This is a genomic window from Vagococcus salmoninarum (assembly GCF_003987495.1).
GTDB classification, from domain to species: Bacteria; Bacillota; Bacilli; order Lactobacillales; family Vagococcaceae; genus Vagococcus_D; species Vagococcus_D salmoninarum.
Genome location: NZ_NGJU01000028.1, coordinates 13,463 through 31,905, shown reverse-complemented (window position 1 = coordinate 31,905; position 18,443 = coordinate 13,463). Strand labels below are relative to the sequence as shown.

Sequence of the window (18,443 nt, the reverse complement as noted above, 5' to 3'; positions counted from 1 at the left end):
TTTAAACACCGCATTCTAATCAGTTTTAAAGTGACACAAAAAAGCAACTTCACCATTTCTGATGAAGCTGCCTAAGTAACTATTTATTCGACTAAATTTTAGCCATCCACACAATTTGACGTAGAGCCTTTCTTTTAGTATAACACCTCAGGGAAATTGCACAAAAAAAAGAGTCTGACATTTGCCAGACTCTCTTAGAACTATTGTTAATTTAATTTGTAATGTAACGTTTTGCCATAAATTTCATCAGTAAGATTATGATTAAAAAGTAAACAGGCATCACTACTAAGCTCCCCGAATGGAGGAGACTCATGCCTAAAGTTAGACCGCTGACTAAGAAATAATAACCTAAACTAAAAATTGCACCTGCTGAACCAATGACATTTTTAAAATCGATTAAGGCTAAGCTTAGGCAATTAGGTAAAACCATGCCTGCGCCGATTAGCAGAATAAAGATCCCTAAAAGCATCCCGATCATTTGGTAGCTTGGTTTAAGTCCATTTCCAATGGAAAAACTTAGCAGTACGCCGCCACCTAAAATCATTAAATTAAGTCCTTGAGTGATCGTTTCTTCAGCCTCTTGTTTTGCTAATAACTTTTTCGAAACTAACGAACCAATAATCGAAGCTGTTGCCACAAGTATTCCTAACATGCCAAAATGACTCAGACTCATGCTAAAATAGTCCGTGAATAGATAAGGAGCTTCAGCATAATAGCTAAAGATAATACCATTAATTCCACCAATTAAGCACCCATAGGTCAAGACTTTAGGACTCTTTAGTATCTCTTTAAAAATCGGCTTTAGCTTAACCTTTTGACTGCCTTTAACTAACCGGGTTTCCGGTAATTGGAAATAGGCATAACAAAACAAGAAAACACTAAAAACGACTAAGGTTAAGAAAACTCTTTTTACGCCCCAATATTCACCGACATAGCCGCCTATTAAAGGGCCAATCGCTGGCGTAAAAGCTAGGGCCGCCGAAATTTGAGCAAATAAGCGATGGCGCTCTGCTCCTTGGTAGCTCTCTCGTAAAATTGTTTGAGTCGTAATCGACCCTGTACTGGCGCCAAAGGCTTGGATAAAGCGGGCAAATAATAAATAACCAATACTATTTGCGGCATAGCATAAGTAACAGCCTAAACTATAAATGACAATCCCATAAAGAATCGCTGGCCGTCTGCCTATCATGTCTGATAACCAGCCCCAATAAAAAACGCCAAACGCAAAAGCAAAAAAATAAATACTCATCGTTAGTTGGGTCACCGCCATACTAACTTCTAAGGTTTTAGCAATTTCAGGTAAAGAGGGTGTGAAAATTGTTTCACTTATTTGTGGAAATCCTACTAAGACAATTAATAATAGGACAGATGGTTGGTAATTGTTGATGCTTTTTTTCAAAGTAATGCCTCCTAATAATTAATTAAGGTTGAAAAAAAACATCTTGTCCAGGGAAATGGTGGTATCATGACTTTTATCCACTCATAAGTCGTCATAATCATCACCTACTTTCTATATAATAAACTTTACTTTAGCATGTTAAATTAGTATTGTAAAGCCTGCCTTTAGTAGATTTTTTCCTTTTTTAGTGCCTTCTCCTTCACGATTCACTGCTAAACATGTATAATATACCTATCAACTTAAGGAGTGTGACTTAATGGAAACTTTATTACAAGGTAAAAAAATTGTCTTAATGGGCGTCGTTAACAAAGCCAGTATTGCTTGGGGCTGTGCGACAGCAATGAAAAAATGCGGAGCTGAAATTATTTTTACTTATCAAAATGAACGAGTCAAAAAGCAATTAGATAAATTACTCGATCCAGCTGATTTACGAATTCAATGTGATGTGGCTAGCGACGAAGACATTGCTAGAACATTTGCAGAGATTAAAGAAACAATTGGGACGATTGATGGTGTTGTTCACTCGATCGCATTTGCCCCACGGGAAGCGTTAGAAGGCGAATTAACAGATGCTTCAAGAGAGAGTTTCAATGTTGCTCATGAAATTAGTTCTTTTTCACTAATTGCTGTAGCCCGGGAAGCTCGCAAAATTATGAACCCCGGTGGTAGTATTGCTACTTTAACTTATATCGGATCAAGCCGTGCTGTTAAGTATTACAATATTATGGGACTAGCTAAAGCCTCATTAGAAGCCGCTGTTCGTTACTTAGCACTTGATTTAGCAGAACAAGATATTCGGGTTAACTGTGTTTCCGCTGGTGCTATTAAAACGTTAGCCTCATCTGGGATTAAAGGCTTTAACGCGTTGTTAGATGAAGCTGCTGAACGTACACCATCAGGTAAGCAAGTAACCACTCGTGAAGTCGGTAACGCTATGGCATTCTTAATGAGTGATCTTTCCACAGGTATGACTGGCGAATTAATGTATGTCGATAAAGGCACACACTTGTCATAATTTTTTATTTTTAAAGGCGTAGCTCGGACTAATACTTTGATAATCAAACTAATTTTTCGTTGTTATATCAAGCTTTGTAAGACATTTAAACAAAAACTCGTTCTCCTTTTCTAGGGAGAACGAGTTTTTTCTTTTAATCACCACCACCATCAGCAAGGACTTCGTTATAAATCGCCTTACCTTTAGTTAAATCTGATAAATCGCCAACTTTCACGCCTTTTGAATAATAACCATCCATTAAGCCCATTTGTTGGAAAATCGTTTGTTTGTAAGCAATCTCGGCGTTCCATTCAACTGTGTCTAAAATCGCTAAGGCTTTGTGGAGCGCAGCTACGCCATCGACACCTTCAGTTAAAATTAGCACACCATGACTGTCTAGTAAAAAGTACTTTGGCAAATAATCCTCTTCTTTAATCTTACGACTAACAACTTTGGCTAAAGCCGGTGAACAATTCGGTTCGAAAGGTAAGACTTCAATTTTTTTTAATTTTTGAGTGGCTTCTGTCAGATTTGGCATGTTCAAATGACTAGTTGCCCAAAACATCCCTTGGGGCGGGTGAGCATGAAAGACACATTGAATATTAGGATTTGCCCGATAGGCCGCTTCATGCATGTTTATTTCTCTTGTCAACGCCCCTTCACCTGCCACAATCGTCATTTCTTTGAAATCCACGACTAATATTTGTGAGGGACTTACTTTTCCGTGATACGCTTCTGACATCATCGAAGGTGTCATAATTAAAAACTCCGTACCTGCTCGGTTCCTCACTTTAAAAGAAAAATTTCCGCCAGCGGTGTTTGTATTTTTTCGCTCGTAAGTTAACTGAATTGCTGCTGCTAAGAATTTTCGTTCCTCTTCAAATAGTAATCGGCCTGCCTTCATAGAGATTCCTCCACTTTTTTTGATTTTTCTTTGTCTTTAATCATCTTAGTTAGCTCTGCTTTTTGCCTGGCTTTTCTTTCATTGTACTCTTCAAATAAAACATCCGAGCCCTTTTTTTGCACTAAGTAAGCTAAGATTAGACTACTTAAATAAAAGATTAGGTGATTTTTGCGTAAGCCTAAGATAAATAACCAGCAAGTGACAAATAGTAATAGCGTCCAAAGGATTTTTTTATTCATTTCCCCTTTTCCCCCTTAAGCTAGAACTAGTCATGTTGCTGATAGCGTTTAGAAGGGAGCGGCGCTTTAACCATTTCTTGATAAAGCCAATAGAACATAAATAGAAAGACGATTGCACCGATGATGCCGACGAGATTCCCGCGAAAGGCTTCGGCGAAAATAATTCTCAGTTCTGGTCCTTCAATTGATGACCAAGTAATTTGGGTGCCTGGGGCCACATCGACTGCCCCTGTTTGATTTGCCAGACCTGTTAAAACAGGTGCTAAATAAGTGGCGCTATATAAATAAAGTGGCATATAAATAATTCCAAGAACGACCATTCGGTAAAGATTACCACCAGTTAATAATAAGCCGCCTACTGCTAGAGAGTAGTTAATGACCCCAGCTAAAGGTAATACCGCATTCCCCGGTAAGATCAATGAGTAACCGATAAAGACGGGAACTAAGATAATCGCTGTCACCCAGACTTCTGGACGTCCCGCTAAAATTGGCCAGTCTAAACCAATATAGACTTCTCGGTCTTTAAATTTTGCTTTCATTAATTCTGACATAGAATCAGCTAAAGGAGACAATGATTGCATAAACATTTTACTAATTAAAGGAAATAACGTCATCGCTGTGGCAACTTGGATTCCTAGATTTAAAGCCTCTGAGAAGTTATACGCCCCGGCAAATCCTAAGGCCGTCCCGATGATAAAACCCATAACTGAATTTTCAGATAAAATGCCAATTTTATTTTTCAAAGCAACTGTATCGGCTTCCTTATTAAAAACAGGGATTTTATCCATGAGTTTATTAACAGGCAACATCAAAACAGCGGCGATATTCATTAAATGGGTAACTGTCACTAAGGGAATACTCGTTAAATCTTGAATGTGTTTTTGAAACATATCCCCCATCTTTAACTCTAAAATAACTTGTAAAGCTGCTACAGCAAAGCCCGCCACTAAATTACCACTAACAAAATAAACTAAGTAAGCTGTTAGAGCCTTCCCCCAGACGTTCCACATGTCCACATTTAAGGTTTTCGTTAATTTGAAAACGAGCATCAGAAAATTAACCCCTAAAACCACCCCGAAAAAAGCAAAGGCATAAGCCCATGACCAAGTAATACTAGCCGCACTAGTCCAGCCTAAATCTAAGGCAGGTAAACTAATACCAGTATTCGTGGCTAAAGCTTCTGACGCCGGACTAACCGCATTTGACATAAAGCCGATAACAATATTCATACCCGTAAAAGCAATTCCTAAAGTTAAGGCCGACATAATTGCTTTCTTAAAAGGCATTTTAGCAAGCAAACCTAGGAGTAAAATAATTAACGGCACAACTAAGGCTGAGCCTAACTCTAAAATTCCATTTATTCCCCTTTGAAATAATTCCATTATGTTCACCATTCTTTCTTTTTAAGCTCTGGCGACTAGTTGACTTCAGCAACTATCCTTTCATAAACTTCAGTGACTCCCATCCCAGTTAAAAAAGGCACTCCTGGAAGAACTAAGATATTTAAATTCTTGGCTTCTTGTAAGACTTCTTGATCTGGTTGGGCAATGTAGAGATAAATATCCGCGCCTTTGAGCTCGGATAAAATTGATTTGTAATCAACTGCTTCAACCTCACATTTTATCTGATCTTTTTCAAATAGCGTTTTGACTTTTTCAGCAATCATTGTACTAGTTGCAACGCCACTACCACAGGCAACGATTAGTTTTTTTCTCACGTTCACTCACTCCTTTCTAAGTATTTTAGAATCAGATGATAAGTCTCCTCCTCATCTCTTTTCTTTTTGTATCCCCTTACAAAAACTTCCTCCATAAACAACGCCATTAACTTCGCTAATAAAAGAACTTGCTTTTTACTATCGGTAATTCCTAAGAAAAAGAAATCTTTGACTTCAATGGTTTGATTGTTCCCCATTTGCTTGACTAAGAGGCTTTCTTTTAGACTAACGACGTAAATAAAGGGTTGAATGATATATGAGGGATCAGTGTGAGGGATGGCGATATTTAAATATTGGGTGATTAAGCCAGTTGGATAGCTTAGTTCTCTTTGATTGAGGGAGCTTAAATAGCCTGAGGTAACATAGGCGGCTTCGACTAATTCATCAGCAATTAACTTGAACAACTCTGCTTGACTAGTGACAGTGATTTGCAATTTAATAAATTTCTTTTGAAAAAGTTCATTGATCTGCAATTCATCACCTCTGTTCGTTTTCTTTCATATTTGTTTAACTTTGTTTTACGTCATGAATAATACACTGTTTAAAATTTCATGTCAATGATTTTCATTGTGTTTTTGTGACTTTAATGTATAATTATCCTCAAGTTAAACAAAGACAAACATCCAGCTCTGGATTTTACTAGGAGGACACTGATTTATGCTAAAAGCAGAACGTCACACTCGCATCATTGAACTACTTGCCACTGAAACCTTTATGTCTGTTACTAAGTTGTCCCAATTAATTGACGTCTCCGATATGACGATTCGCCGCGATTTACAAGAACTAGAGAGTCAAAAAAAATTAATTCGCCTATACGGTGGTGCACAAAAGTTAACGATCAAAGACAGTGAAGCTACTACTGAAGAAAAAATCATTCGCCACATCAAGGAAAAAGAATACATTGGTCAGCTCATGAACACCTTAATTAATGACAATGATGTCGTTTATCTTGGGGCTGGCACAACTATCTTTTATGCCTTACCAGCTATAAAAAAAAGAAATCTCCTGATTGTTACTAACAGTTTAATCACGTTTAATTACTTAATTAAAACAACAGATTATCAGATTTTATTAACTGGCGGCGAATTTCTCCCGACAACAAAAGAGTTTATCGGTAGTCATGCTGAAAGCCTGTTTACTAACTTAAATATTGATATTTCTTTTGCAGCGACAAATGGTATTTACAATGATAATGTCACAACAGCAACGGCTCATGAAGGGGAAATTCAACGGGCGGCTTTTCGGAGTTCTAAACAAAAAGTGATCGTCGCCGACAGTACTAAATTTAACACTTCTGATACTTATACCTTTTGCAAAATTTCTGAACTAGATTTTTTAATTACCGACGACCAGATGGAAGAAAATATTTTTTGTCATTACAGCCAATTCGGTCACTTAATTAATTAAACAGAAAGAGGCAGTATCATGATTTTAACACTCACGTTGAACCCTTCCATTGACTATTTATATAAAACTGATAGCTTTTATGTAGGTCAGCAAAATCGTTTTCAAGCCCCAGCTAAAATGGTTGGTGGTAAAGGTATCAACGCTGGTAGAACAGCAGCTATTCTTGGTTCCAATGTAATTTGTACAGCTGTTTTAGCTGGTAAAACAGGACATGAAATCAAAGAACGTTTAAAAAATGAAGGCTTTCACTCTTGCTTCTTTGAAGTCCCTGGTGAATCCCGCAATGCCATCACGATTATGCATGACAACAACATTCAAACGGAAATTGTTGAAAGGGGCCCTTACATTGATTTCGTGACTGAACAAAAAGTCTTACATCAACTTTTACTTTTTTGTCGGCTTATTCCTGAGATTAAGGTCGTTGCTTTAGCCGGCTCTGCCAATTCAAACAATCAAGAACTTTATCGGCAGTTTGTCACCCAGATTTATCAACATCAGCCAGGTGACATTAAAGTTATTACTGACATTTCCGGACATCAGCTAACTAACTTACTAAAAAAAGGGCCTTTACCTTACTTAATCAAACCAAACATCCATGAATTTTCAACTTTCATTGGTAAGAGCCTCAGTCATAAAGAACAGTTACTGCCTTATCTCAACTCCTCAATTTTTAAAGACCTACCTTTAATCATTATTTCTTGTGGGTCAGAAGGGGCAATTGCTAAACATTATGATCGAATTTATGATTTAACCATTCCTAAAATCGAGTTAGTCAATCCGACTGGTTCTGGTGATGCCACTGTTGGTGGGGCAGCTTATGCCATGGATCAAGGCTTACCCATTGAAGAGGTCCTTAAATACGCTATGGCGGCTGGGGTGGCTAATGCCATGGAGGAAGCAGTTGGCTTCGTTCAAGTGAATCAAGTGGCTGAGTTAATCAAGGACATTCAAATCACCGAACTTAATTAAAAAGTGGTCTTTCTTTCCTCTCACCTCGATGTGATTAGAATGAAAGACCACTTTTCTGTTCTCTTTGCGTAACAAGAGGTTCCATGATAAAATAATTATCTACTAGTAGGAGGGATTTATATGTTGTTTTTAACTGAACCTGTCGTTTTAACTGATACCGAAATGGAAATTTATAAATATGTCGCTAGTAATATTGATAAAGTTATTTATATGCGGATTCGTGAATTAGCCGATGAAGTTCATTATAGTACAACTACCGTCTTACGTTTTTGTCGTAAATTTGGTTGTGAAGGGTTTTCTGAATTTCGGGTTAAATTGCAGATGTTTCGTAAATCACAGGCTTCAATCCCGATTGACACGACGGATGAAACAACTTACATTGATTTTTTAAATCGCACAACTCAACCTGAGTTTAAAGAAAATTTAGCTGAGGTGGTTGCTATTTTAGAAGAGTCTGAACTAGTCATCTTTGTTGGGGCTGGGGCATCGAAAATTATGGCTCAGTATGGGTCTTTGTATTTTTCCTCACTCTTTTTATTATCCACCCATATTGACGACTTAGCTAATCATCCTTTAGATCATTTATCTCATTATATTTCAAAAAAAGTCTGCCTCTTTATTATTTCCGTTGATGGGGAAAATGAAGACATCATCCGTAGTATTCACCAATTAAAGCTCCAACAAGCTAAAGTTGTTTCGATCACTAATAGTGCTAAATCAACAACAGCTAAGCTTTCTGATGCTAATATTGCCTACTACATTAATAAAGAGCAATACCAAGATGCCAATATTACTTCCCAATTACCTGCTCTCTATACGATTGAATTAATTGGCAAAGAAATGCGTAAATTTTTAAATAATCAAAAAAGTAAGTAGCTGTCAGTTTGTGACAACTACTTACTTTTTTAGTTATAACCTGGTAAATGTTCTTTTAAATACTTATCTAAGCTAAAACTAATATGCTTTGGATGACTTTTATCTTTTTTTGTAATGACTTGACCCTCGGCTAAGATAATTGGGTCATATTCTATCTCGATGATGCCGCCTTACTCGTCATAAAGAGTAACGGAAATACTTGCTTCATCCCCGTCTTCTTCCCCTAAGCCTTCAATAATTTCTTCCTCATAGCTTGAAAGTACAAAATCGGCAGCTGTTTCATAAGCATCTAAATCACTTCGTTTAATTCTGCAATTGTTGTTGCTGTAATCTCTTCTGGATCTACGTCATTTTGATCGAAACCGTAACCGTAACTCCACTGTAAAGACTTAACATTCATCTTGTCTGGCCTCCTATTTTAAAGAACTTTTGCGCCTAGAGTGGTTTCAAAATGTCTCAGGGCCCATTCATGGCCTTGAGGATCAAAACTTTGAACTGCTTGACTGTGAATAACAAGTTTGTAACCTAAGTTATAAGCATCAACAGCAGTATGTAGCACACAAATATCTGTACAAACCCCAGTTAAATGGAGTTCTGTAATTCCTCGTTCTCTTAAACGGATATCTAAATCAGTACCGCTAAAGGCTGAGTAATGACGTTTATCTAACCAATAGACGGTGGCTTTTTCCTGATGTTCAGCATAGAGGGGCGCTAAACTGCCAAACAACTCTCGCCCTGAACTACCGATTAAGTTATGTGGTGGGAAAAGCTGATTCTCTGGGTGGTAGCCATCCCCTTGATCATGACCGTCAATGGCAAAGACAACAAAATCTCCAGCTTCAATAAATTCCTTAGTCAGTCGAACTAATTCCCTTTCAATGCTTTGGCCGCTAGCCCCAGTTGTTAAGGCACCCTCTGTCGCTACAAAATCTTCTGTATAATCAATCGATAGAAATCCGCGCATCTTTCTTCCACCTTTCTTTTTCACTCTAAGTAATCGCTAATTAACTTCCTAACTCTGTAATTAACGCAATGACCATTTCAGCTGAATGTTTGCCGGCTTCTAAAATAAATTCATCAAAATTAACACTGGCATTTTCATCCCCAACATCACTCATAGCTCGAATGACAACAAAGGGCACGCCGTATTGATGGGCCACATGGGCAATCGCCGCCCCTTCCATTTCATTGGCTAAGACATCTGGGAAATAGCTTTTTATCATGGCGATTTTTGCTTGGTTATCCACAAAAGTATCCCCAGAAACAATTAAACCTGTTCGAGTTTGTAAGCCATGAGCTTTAGCTGCTTTTTCAGCTTTAGCAATTAAGGTCGGATCAGCTTGATAATAAAGTGGCATCCCTGCCATTTGCCCCATCTCATAGCCAAAAGCTGTCACGTCAGCATCAAAATAAGCTAATTTATCAGATAAGACCACATCCCCAATTTGTAAGCCTGGGCCAATGCCGCCAGCGGAACCGGTATTAATGACCGCATCCACTTGATAATGACTAATTAATAAGGTCGTCGTAATTGCTGCTAAGACTTTCCCAATGCCTGACTGAACTAACACAACTTCTTGCTCTTTGATTTTTCCTGAAATAAAGGTGACTCCAGCCTCACTCCACGCTTTTTGCTCACTCATGACTTCTTGCAATAGGCGAATCTCTTCTGCCATTGCTCCAATTATGCCAATTCTCATCTAATGTTACCGTCCTTTTCAATTAAATATATTTAATAACTAAAAATAAAATGATTAATAATAAGACCACAATAATAATCGCTTTGTTTAAGAAACTATTTTGCTCACGACGTTTTTCAATTTGTTCAGAACGACTGCCTTTGACAGTCTTAAAAGCTTTATTTTCTTGCTTAAACTCTTTGCTAATCGCTTTTTGTTTCCCTTCGTACTCTTTACGAATTTCTAAGTCTTTCAACTTAGCCAGTTTGTTTTTTTCTTTATTCATTTCACGAATTTTAGCCCGAGTGAGTAATGGCTCTTTATTAGACATTGGCGGTCCTCCTTTCTTGATTTACTGATTTAATTCCCAATATTGAATGGCTAAGATTGTCTTAGCATCTGTAATTTTTCCCGTCTTAATTAGCTCTTTCGCTGTCGTAAGGTCAAAGTAACACAATTCAATTAATTCATCCTCATCTTGTGGTAGCGGGTTTTCAACTTTGATTAGTCCTTCTGCCCGGTATAAATGAATCACTTCATTAGCAAAGCCAGGGGAGGTGGCAAAACTCATTAAAAAGTCTAAGTTCTCTGCTTGATAGCCAGTTTCTTCTTCAAGTTCCCGCTTAGCTGTTTCCCGGTGATGACTGTCTGTTTCATCAATTTTTCCAGCTGGTATTTCTAACATGACTTGTTCGAGAGGTTTACGGTATTGTTTAACTAAGATAATCTCCTCTTCATTAGTCAAGGCTAGTAAGGCTACCGCACCGCTGTGGAAAATCAACTCCCGAGTACTACTTTCCCCTGATGGTAAACGAACTTGATCGACAACCAAATCAATAATTTTCCCTTTAAATAGTTCTTGCCGACTAATCGTCGTTTCAATAAAATCCTGATCTTTCATTAGAGTACTCCTCATCTTAGGTCTGTTTGTTAATATCATACCGTTTAATGAGGATTATTTCAATTCCTTAGAAAAGGCTAATCTGACATTTTTGTCACCTAAGTCTTAAGATAGTATAAATCAAACTTGCGACTGATATCAATTAACCGTTCTTCTGTGATAAAATAGATTCATGGAGTTAAGCAAAAGGAAATGGAGTGAAGAACTGTGAATATAAAAAAAGGATTAAGAATTGGCGTCTACATCTTGGCGATCATCGGCTTTTTCGTGGTCATTGACACTTCTAATTCATTATTTGGAATTGGATTACTAGCTTTAATCGTGATTGCTTCGATTATAACGATTAATCGCTTATTCTCTTCTAAAAAAGCACCTGAGAAAACTACCCCTAACTTATCAATGGAAAAAGAACAACATTACCAAGACTTAGGGATGGATCATAAACAAATCGACTTTTTCCGTGACACAATGGCAACAGCGAAAAAACAAATCATGCAGTTAGATCGTAACATGCAATCTGTGGCGAAACTAAAAGCGATTGATTTACGAAACGATACGTTAAAAGCCGCGAAAGGGATGTTTAAAGAATTAGTTAAAAATCCTAATAAATTACATCAAGCCGATCGTTTTCTTTACAACCACTTGCCTAACTTAGTTGACTTAACAAACAAGTATTTGGAAATTAATGATCATGATGTCAAAACAAAAAATACGTTTGAAGCTTTAGAAAAAAGTTCTTACGTGATTGATGATGTCTCAAAACTATTAGTCTCCGATTACGAATTATTCGTTTCTGATGATTTGGAAGAATTAGACGTTGAAATCACGATTGCCCAACAAAATCTTGCTCGTGAAAAAGAAATGCAAGAACGCCTTGATGCTCTTGCTGAATTCGATCTTAATGAAAAGGAGAATTAATTTATGACTGAGGAATTAAACACACAGCCACTTGAAAATGTGACACCCGTTACTAATACACTAGATGATTTACTAAATAACCCTTTTGGTGATCCGATTGATGCTGCTGTTTCAATGGATCAAAAAAAGAAAGACATTAATGAGCTAGCATCGACAAAAGAAGCTCCTCGTTTGTTAGATCGGCTGCCCCTTGATCGGCAAAACCAAGCCAAAGAATTAGCAGCTCAAATTGATGTCTCTGATTCCCAAGCAGTTTTAAGTTACGGCTCAGCTGCTCAACAAAAACTAGGTGAGTTTTCTCACTCAATGTTGAACCATGTTCAAAACCAAGACATTGGTCCCGTTGGTGATTCTTTAAATGAATTGATGTATCGTTTAAATGAAGCTAGCCCGGCTGATTTACAAGCTCAAGAAAAAAATGTCTTTAAGCGAATGTTTGGCAAAGTTAAAGAATCCATCTACGAAATTACTGCTAAATACCAAAAAATTGGTGCCCAAATTGATAAAATTGCTGTTAAGCTTGATAAAGAAAAAAATGGGTTACTCAGTGATAATGTCATGTTAGAACAGCTTTACCATAAAAACAAAGATTACTTTGATGCTTTAAATATCTACATTGCTGCTGGGGAAGTTAAACAGGATGAGCTGACTAATCAGCTTATTCCCCAAGCAATGAGACAAGCTGAAAGTTCTGGCGACCAGATGGACGTGCAAATTGTTAATGATTTAAATCAATTTTTAGATCGTCTTGATAAACGGACTTATGACTTAAACTTAGCTCGTCAAATTACGATTCAACAAGCCCCTCAAATTCGCTTAATTCAAAACACGAATCAAGCTTTAGCTGAAAAAATTCAAGCTTCTATTAATACGGCGATTCCTTTGTGGAAAAACCAAGTGGCGATTGCTTTAACATTACTACGTCAAAAAGACGCTGTGACAGCTCAACGCCAAGTTTCTGAAACAACCAATGATTTATTGAAGAAAAACTCAGAAATGTTAAAAATCTCTGCAATTGAAACTGCTGAAGAGAATGAACGAGGCTTCGTTGATATTGAAACCTTACAAAAAACTCAAAGTGATTTAATTGAAACCATTCAAGAAACTTTACGAATTCAAAAAGAAGGTAAAGAAAAACGTCGGGCTGCTGAACTTGAATTAGCTTCCATGGAAAATGAACTGAAAACAAAACTACTAGAAATTACTAGTTAAGGTCAAAAAGAAGGTGTGACAAAAGGCGTTTAAATACAAGTAATTGGAAATAAATCCGAACAATCAGTTATTTTGATTGTGCGGATTTATTGAAATTATCGTAGTATTTGACTTTTGGAACCCGTTAATCAAATAACGTTCGTCAAAAAGGGTCCGTCGATTATTGTCGCGGCCCCTTTTTATCCCCTAACACCTATGATTTTCAGCGCCCATCACTTATACTAAAGAAGTTATCAATCTACTAGAATGGAGTTAGACACTCATGGATAAAAATTGTCAAAGTTGTGGCATGCCCTTAATTAAAAAAGGCCAGAGTCAACAAGGAACGGAAAAAGATCAAAGCTTATCTTGGCACTTCTGTCATTTATGCTACCTTGATGGGGCATTTTGCGCCCCTGAAATGACGATGGAAGAGATGCTAACCATTGGCAAAGTTGGGATTCAAGAAAGTAATAACCATCCTTTAGTTAAAAAACTAATGATTTGGGGTTATCCTTTCCAATTAAAAAAATTAAAACGCTGGCAAGCCTAAAAAATCCCAACTAGCAAACATGCTAGTTGGGATTTTTTAATTTTCTAAACAGAAACGTTCTAATTCTGCTCTCGTTGGTAACCCTTGATTATCACTGACATATTGAACTTGGATTGCGCCAATCCCGTTGGCATTTTTGACGGTTTCTCTTAAACTCAACCCTTCTAAGTAACCATCAATCACTCCAACAGCAAAGCCATCCCCAGCTCCTACAGTATCAACTACCTTTGTCACTTTAAAGCCTGAGACTTGTTCTAACTGACTATTGGTAGTCTTAAAGTAGGCTCCCTGCCCACCATCTTTAATAATTACCGTTTTCACACCTAAGCTTAAATAAAAATCAGCAATTTCCTCCGGTTGACTAAAACCCGTTAACTGCTGACCCTCAGCTAAGCCTGGTAACACCACATCAGCAAAAGCTGCTAATTGGTTTAAGGTATCAACCATTAATTTAGGGCTTTCCCATAAACTTGGTCGTAAATTAGGATCAAAAGTGACATAACAGCCTGCTGCTTTTGCTTTCTCCATTAAATAGAAACAAGCTTGACGACTGCTTTCACTTAAAGCTGGTGGAATTCCCGTCACATGTAAGACTTTAATTTGCTCAAAATCAATTTTTTCAACATCAGCAACACTTAAGGTTGAAGCGACACTATTTTCACGGTAATAGATCGTTTCTGGATCACCAACACTGACCCGATTTTTAAACATCATACCGACTTGGCCACTTTCCGTAAAGATAATGTTTTCTGAAGCTAAGTTTTCCTCAGCTAATGTTTGATAAATAAATTTACCAAAGTCATCTAATCTAAGTTTTGTCATATAATTAACTTCATGGCCTAAACGAGCTAAGCCAATCCCGACATTGACTTCCGCACCAGCTAACCCTTTACTAAAATCGGTTACCTCGGCTAGTTTACCTTCTTCATTAGCGATAAAAATGACTAAAGGTTCCCCGACTAACATAACATCAACCATTATATTCCACCTTCTTTTTTTATTTATTGCGAATCTCGTGTAAGCGGTTGACAAATTTTTGAGCTTCGGCTGTCACACTTTCATAACCTGAGTCAGACACCGCTTTCGTTAAAGCGCTACCGATTCCGACACCCCAAGCACCATTGGCAACCCATTGATTGAGATTCTCTAAGCTTACCCCACCTGAGGGCATCATTTCAACATGTTTGATTGGCCCATGAACATCTTTAATAAAACTGGCACCTAATAACCCACCAGGGAAGAGTTTAACGACATCAACGCCGCTCTCTAAAGCTTGAATAATTTCCGTCACTGAGCCACATCCTGGTAAATACGGGATGGCGTAACGATTACAAACTTTCGCAATCTTTTGATCAAAATGAGGACTCACAATAAATCTAGCCCCAGCTAAAATTGCCTGACGGGCAGTTAGATCATCTAGGACTGTCCCGGCACCAATCACGACTTCTGGATCTGTTGCCTTAGCAATTAACTCACGAATAACCTCACCTGCTTCAGGTGTTGTGTAAGTCACTTCAATATTTTTCAAGCCACCTTGACAGCAACCTTCTGAGATTTTAATCCCATCTGTCTTATCTTTCCCACGAACAACGGCAAATAAATAATTACTTGCTAATTGATTTAATATTTCACTTTTTTGTGTCATTGGACTCTTTCCTCTTTTCTTTTAACTCACTCTTTTTTCACTAATTCCATAAACAATGACTCCTACTAACATAATTATTAAGGCAAAGATAATGGCGGTCATCCCGGCTAGAATTCCAAAATTTGTAGCTAAAATACCAGTAATAATCGGCATTGTAATCCCACCAATTCCACCTAGAATTAAGAGCCAGCCCATAGCCATTGGATAGTTTTTGATTGAACTGCCGGCAATCGTCATGGCTGTTGGATAAATTCCACCCATTGATAAGCCTAAAGCAAAAATAATCCCGATAATCAGATAATAATCAGTAGCTTGCAACAATAAGAAGTAACAAAGACTAGCCCCACTACTAATTAACAATAATAACTGACTCTTACTTAAACGACTGCCATAAAAAGTACAAGCTAGACGACCAACTAAAATGCCCAACCATAAAACGGAAGCCACCACTTGAGCCCCTTGGACTGTCATAATTGCTGAATCTACGAAATATTTAACTAACCAACCAGTAATCGCCGCCTCAGCACATAAATAGAAGAAGAGAATGACGACGGTGTTCCAAAACTTTTTATCTTGTAAAAACTGGTAACTCCTGTTACTTTTGCCTTTTGCTTGAGAGGTAAGGCTTTCGAGAACAGGCATTTTGGAAAACATCACTTGGGAAATGAAGACTAAGGCAATAATTAACATAGCGGTCACTCGCCAACCGTTAACTCCAAAGAGTTTAGTTGTGACAATTACTACAAACGGCGAAAGCAAGGCACCAACAGCAAAGAGACTATGTAGCAAATTTAAGGCTGCTGGGTTGCTGTTTGAGACGTCATTTACCGTTTTATTATTAAAGTTAGAAATACTCCCACGGCTTATACCAGTAAAGAAGAAGGCAACTAATAATAACCAAGGTTGACCTGTTACGACAATCAAGGCAAAACCGATCATCACAAAACTACTTAAAAATAAAATCGCATTTTTACGTCCTAAGTAAAGGGGCAAGATGCCTGCTAATAAGCCCGCTAATAAATTTCCCCCTTGGTGACTAGCAATTAAGAAACCACTAACAGTATCATTTAACTGATAACTTTCGCTTAATAAGGGTAATATTGAACCAAAAACCATTGAGTATAAACCATTAACAAAAAAGATAAAGAAACAACATTTTAAAACGTACTTATTCGTTTCACTTAACTCCTCGTAAAAGGATTTTTTTGACAATCTACCTGACCATTCCTTTCAACTGATGAAAAAGCAACGCTTCTAAAATCAGCGTTGCTTTTTTTTCATTCCACTAATTTTAATGTCTAATGACTTATTTGATTATGGTTGTTTACCTATTGTTGCTAAGATGCCACCATCAACATATAAGATATGACCATTAACAAAGTTTGAAGCATCTGACGATAAGAAGACGGCTGGTCCTTGTAAATCTTCGACTTTACCCCAACGAGCGGCTGGTGTTTTATCAATGATAAACGTATTGAAAGGATGACCATCCACTCTTAAAGGTGCTGTTTGAGGTGTCTCAATGTAACCAGGTCCAATGCCATTACATTGGATGTTATGTTCGCCAAATTCAGCACAAATGTTTTTCGTTAACATTTTTAAGCCACCTTTAGCCGAAGCATAGGCACTAACTGTTTCACGACCTAATTCACTCATCATTGAACAAATGTTAATGATCTTACCATGACCTTTTTCAATCATTGACGGTAAAACAGCTTTAGCTACAATGAATTGTCCAGTTAAGTTAACATCAATCACTTGACGGTAATCTTCAGCTGACATTTCTAGCATTGGAATCCGTTTAATAATCCCTGCATTGTTAACTAAGATATCAATTACGCCAACTTCAGCTTCAATTTGTTTAACCATTGCTTGAACCCCAGGCTCATCCGTGACGTCACAGACATAACCGTAAGCTTCGATGCCAGCTTCTTTGTAAGCCGCTAGACCTTGAGCAACTGACTCTTCATTAATACTATTAAAAACAATTTTCGCTCCAGCTTTCGCTAATGACTCAGCAATACCAAAACCAATTCCGTAAACTGCTCCAGTTACTAAAGCAATCTTCCCTTTTAAACTAAATGACTCCATCGTGAAATCTGACATTATTTTTCCCCTTTTCTTTAAACCTTTTATTTTAATTGATCCATGGCAATCATGTCCATGTCAGTATAAGTAATGTTTTCTCCACACATTGCCCAGATAAATGTGTAATCAGCTGTGGCAACACCGGTATGAATTGACCAACTTGGTGAAATCGTCGCTTGTTCATTAGCGATAACTAAATGTTTTGTTTCATCAGGTTTACCCATAAAGTGGAAGACCCGTGTGTCTGGTTCCATATCAAAGTATAAGTAAGTTTCCATGCGGCGTTCGTGAGTATGACAAGGCATAGTGTTCCAAGATGAGCCAGCAGCTAATACTGTATAGCCCATTTGTAATTGACAACTTTCGCAAACATTTGGGTGAACGTATTGATAAATTTTTCTTTCGTTCAAGGTTTTTTGTTCCCCAGTTTCCATTGGTGTAATCTTATCAATCGAGATTTTAACCGTTGGATAAACTTTATGAGCTGGGACAGAGACACAGTAGAATTTAGCTGGATCAGCTGGATTATCTGATTTAAATAAAACTTGCTTTGTTTCTTTACCAATGTAGTAACCGTCTTGTTTTTTCATGTCTTCTTCTTTGCCATCAATGACAATTGAACCTGGGCCGCCGATATTGATAACCCCTAATTCACGACGTTCTAAAAAGTAATCAACACCTAGTTCTTTCGTTAAAACAATTTCTAACGCTTCAGTAGTTGGTGTTGCGCCACCAAAAATCATCCGATCATTGTGAGTGTAAGTTAATAAAACTTCACCAGGTACAAATAATGATTCAACTAAAAACTCATTGCGTAATTGCTCCGTTGAATAATGTTTAATATCCTCAGGGCTGTGGGCATATCTTGTTTCCATTTTCATTTAAATCTTCTCCTTCTGATTAAGTAGTTGTTTTTTCTATCGAACTAAAGTTTCCTTATAAGAAATCTCGATTTCCTAAAAA

Annotated in this window: 22 protein-coding genes; 7 read left to right on the top strand and 15 right to left on the bottom strand. The window is 37.5% G+C overall.

Annotation, left to right across the window (positions count from 1 at the left end; genetic code table 11):
• Positions 1 to 211: 211 nt before the first annotated feature.
• Positions 212 to 1,399: a multidrug effflux MFS transporter gene (locus CBF35_RS13860; RefSeq protein WP_126782259.1), complete on the bottom strand. Its 1,188-nt coding sequence runs from the start codon at positions 1,397 to 1,399 to the stop codon at positions 212 to 214.
• A 256-nt stretch (positions 1,400 to 1,655) separates the two neighbouring features.
• Here CBF35_RS13860 and fabI point away from each other — a divergent pair, with 256 nt between their 5' ends.
• Positions 1,656 to 2,414 carry an enoyl-ACP reductase FabI gene (gene fabI, locus CBF35_RS13855; RefSeq protein WP_126782257.1) on the top strand — a complete coding sequence of 253 codons (759 nt, stop codon included), beginning with the start codon at positions 1,656 to 1,658 and terminating at the stop codon, positions 2,412 to 2,414.
• Between the two features lie 133 nt (positions 2,415 to 2,547).
• Here fabI and CBF35_RS13850 read toward each other — a convergent pair whose 3' ends face one another.
• The 5 genes from CBF35_RS13850 to CBF35_RS13830 are packed head-to-tail and all read right to left on the bottom strand — an operon-like array spanning position 2,548 to position 5,726.
• Positions 2,548 to 3,297, bottom strand: a complete 750-nt coding sequence (locus tag CBF35_RS13850) for a class II aldolase/adducin family protein (RefSeq protein WP_126782255.1) — start codon at positions 3,295 to 3,297, stop codon at positions 2,548 to 2,550.
• On the bottom strand, positions 3,294 to 3,536 hold the full coding sequence (locus CBF35_RS13845) for a hypothetical protein (RefSeq protein ID WP_126782253.1): 243 nt from the start codon (positions 3,534 to 3,536) through the stop codon (positions 3,294 to 3,296). The genes CBF35_RS13850 and CBF35_RS13845 overlap by 4 nt, the downstream gene beginning before the upstream one ends.
• 26 nt (positions 3,537 to 3,562) lie before the next feature.
• The gene (locus tag CBF35_RS13840; RefSeq protein WP_126782251.1) at positions 3,563 to 4,918 is read right to left on the bottom strand and encodes a PTS galactitol transporter subunit IIC; all 1,356 of its coding nucleotides are present in this window, start codon (positions 4,916 to 4,918) and stop codon (positions 3,563 to 3,565) included.
• 35 nt (positions 4,919 to 4,953) lie between these two features.
• Complete coding sequence (locus tag CBF35_RS13835) at positions 4,954 to 5,253, bottom strand: PTS sugar transporter subunit IIB (RefSeq protein ID WP_126782249.1); 300 nt, start codon at positions 5,251 to 5,253, stop codon at positions 4,954 to 4,956.
• A 2-nt stretch (positions 5,254 to 5,255) separates the two neighbouring features.
• A complete protein-coding gene (locus tag CBF35_RS13830; protein WP_126782247.1) occupies positions 5,256 to 5,726 on the bottom strand; it encodes a PTS sugar transporter subunit IIA in 471 nt (156 codons plus the stop codon).
• 184 nt (positions 5,727 to 5,910) lie between these two features.
• On the opposite strand from CBF35_RS13830, the gene CBF35_RS13825 reads away from it, so the two are divergent.
• From CBF35_RS13825 to CBF35_RS13815, 3 genes are all read left to right on the top strand, one after another.
• Positions 5,911 to 6,660, top strand: a complete 750-nt coding sequence (locus CBF35_RS13825; RefSeq protein WP_126782245.1) for a DeoR/GlpR family DNA-binding transcription regulator — start codon at positions 5,911 to 5,913, stop codon at positions 6,658 to 6,660.
• Between the two features lie 18 nt (positions 6,661 to 6,678).
• The gene (locus tag CBF35_RS13820) at positions 6,679 to 7,629 is read left to right on the top strand and encodes a 1-phosphofructokinase family hexose kinase (protein WP_126782243.1); all 951 of its coding nucleotides are present in this window, start codon (positions 6,679 to 6,681) and stop codon (positions 7,627 to 7,629) included.
• Positions 7,630 to 7,749: 120 nt separating this feature from the next.
• Entirely contained in the window at positions 7,750 to 8,505 is a 756-nt protein-coding gene (locus CBF35_RS13815; RefSeq protein ID WP_126782241.1) for a MurR/RpiR family transcriptional regulator, read from the top strand.
• A 418-nt stretch (positions 8,506 to 8,923) separates the two neighbouring features.
• Here the strand turns inward: CBF35_RS13815 and CBF35_RS13810 are convergent, their stop codons facing one another.
• The 4 genes from CBF35_RS13810 to CBF35_RS13795 are packed head-to-tail and all read right to left on the bottom strand — an operon-like array spanning position 8,924 to position 11,085.
• On the bottom strand, positions 8,924 to 9,469 hold the full coding sequence (locus tag CBF35_RS13810) for a cysteine hydrolase family protein (RefSeq protein ID WP_126782239.1): 546 nt from the start codon (positions 9,467 to 9,469) through the stop codon (positions 8,924 to 8,926).
• A 40-nt stretch (positions 9,470 to 9,509) separates the two neighbouring features.
• Positions 9,510 to 10,205 carry a 5'-methylthioadenosine/adenosylhomocysteine nucleosidase gene (locus CBF35_RS13805; protein WP_126782237.1) on the bottom strand — a complete coding sequence of 232 codons (696 nt, stop codon included), beginning with the start codon at positions 10,203 to 10,205 and terminating at the stop codon, positions 9,510 to 9,512.
• Between the two features lie 22 nt (positions 10,206 to 10,227).
• The gene (gene macP, locus CBF35_RS13800) at positions 10,228 to 10,515 is read right to left on the bottom strand and encodes a cell wall synthase accessory phosphoprotein MacP (protein WP_126782235.1); all 288 of its coding nucleotides are present in this window, start codon (positions 10,513 to 10,515) and stop codon (positions 10,228 to 10,230) included.
• Positions 10,516 to 10,536: 21 nt separating this feature from the next.
• Positions 10,537 to 11,085 (bottom strand): NUDIX hydrolase, encoded by a 549-nt coding sequence (locus CBF35_RS13795; protein ID WP_244922609.1) that lies wholly within the window; start codon positions 11,083 to 11,085, stop codon positions 10,537 to 10,539.
• 207 nt (positions 11,086 to 11,292) lie between these two features.
• Here CBF35_RS13795 and CBF35_RS13790 point away from each other — a divergent pair, with 207 nt between their 5' ends.
• The 3 genes from CBF35_RS13790 (at position 11,293) to CBF35_RS13780 (ending at position 13,747) form a co-directional block, all read left to right on the top strand.
• The gene (locus CBF35_RS13790; protein ID WP_244922608.1) at positions 11,293 to 12,003 is read left to right on the top strand and encodes a 5-bromo-4-chloroindolyl phosphate hydrolysis family protein; all 711 of its coding nucleotides are present in this window, start codon (positions 11,293 to 11,295) and stop codon (positions 12,001 to 12,003) included.
• A 3-nt stretch (positions 12,004 to 12,006) separates the two neighbouring features.
• Positions 12,007 to 13,215, top strand: coding sequence for a toxic anion resistance protein (locus tag CBF35_RS13785; protein WP_126782231.1), 1,209 nt, complete (start codon positions 12,007 to 12,009; stop codon positions 13,213 to 13,215).
• 262 nt (positions 13,216 to 13,477) lie between these two features.
• Positions 13,478 to 13,747, top strand: a complete 270-nt coding sequence (locus tag CBF35_RS13780) for a zinc ribbon domain-containing protein (protein WP_126782229.1) — start codon at positions 13,478 to 13,480, stop codon at positions 13,745 to 13,747.
• A 36-nt stretch (positions 13,748 to 13,783) separates the two neighbouring features.
• Here CBF35_RS13780 and CBF35_RS13775 read toward each other — a convergent pair whose 3' ends face one another.
• The 5 genes from CBF35_RS13775 to kduI form a co-directional block, all read right to left on the bottom strand.
• A complete protein-coding gene (locus CBF35_RS13775; RefSeq protein ID WP_126782227.1) occupies positions 13,784 to 14,725 on the bottom strand; it encodes a sugar kinase in 942 nt (313 codons plus the stop codon).
• 19 nt (positions 14,726 to 14,744) lie between these two features.
• Entirely contained in the window at positions 14,745 to 15,392 is a 648-nt protein-coding gene (locus tag CBF35_RS13770) for a bifunctional 2-keto-4-hydroxyglutarate aldolase/2-keto-3-deoxy-6-phosphogluconate aldolase (RefSeq protein ID WP_126782225.1), read from the bottom strand.
• A gap of 21 nt (positions 15,393 to 15,413) precedes the next feature.
• Positions 15,414 to 16,604 carry an MFS transporter gene (locus CBF35_RS13765; protein WP_126782223.1) on the bottom strand — a complete coding sequence of 397 codons (1,191 nt, stop codon included), beginning with the start codon at positions 16,602 to 16,604 and terminating at the stop codon, positions 15,414 to 15,416.
• A gap of 102 nt (positions 16,605 to 16,706) precedes the next feature.
• Complete coding sequence (locus CBF35_RS13760) at positions 16,707 to 17,498, bottom strand: gluconate 5-dehydrogenase (RefSeq protein ID WP_170174809.1); 792 nt, start codon at positions 17,496 to 17,498, stop codon at positions 16,707 to 16,709.
• A gap of 26 nt (positions 17,499 to 17,524) precedes the next feature.
• Entirely contained in the window at positions 17,525 to 18,355 is an 831-nt protein-coding gene (gene kduI / locus CBF35_RS13755; protein ID WP_126782261.1) for a 5-dehydro-4-deoxy-D-glucuronate isomerase, read from the bottom strand.
• Positions 18,356 to 18,443 lie beyond the last annotated feature (88 nt).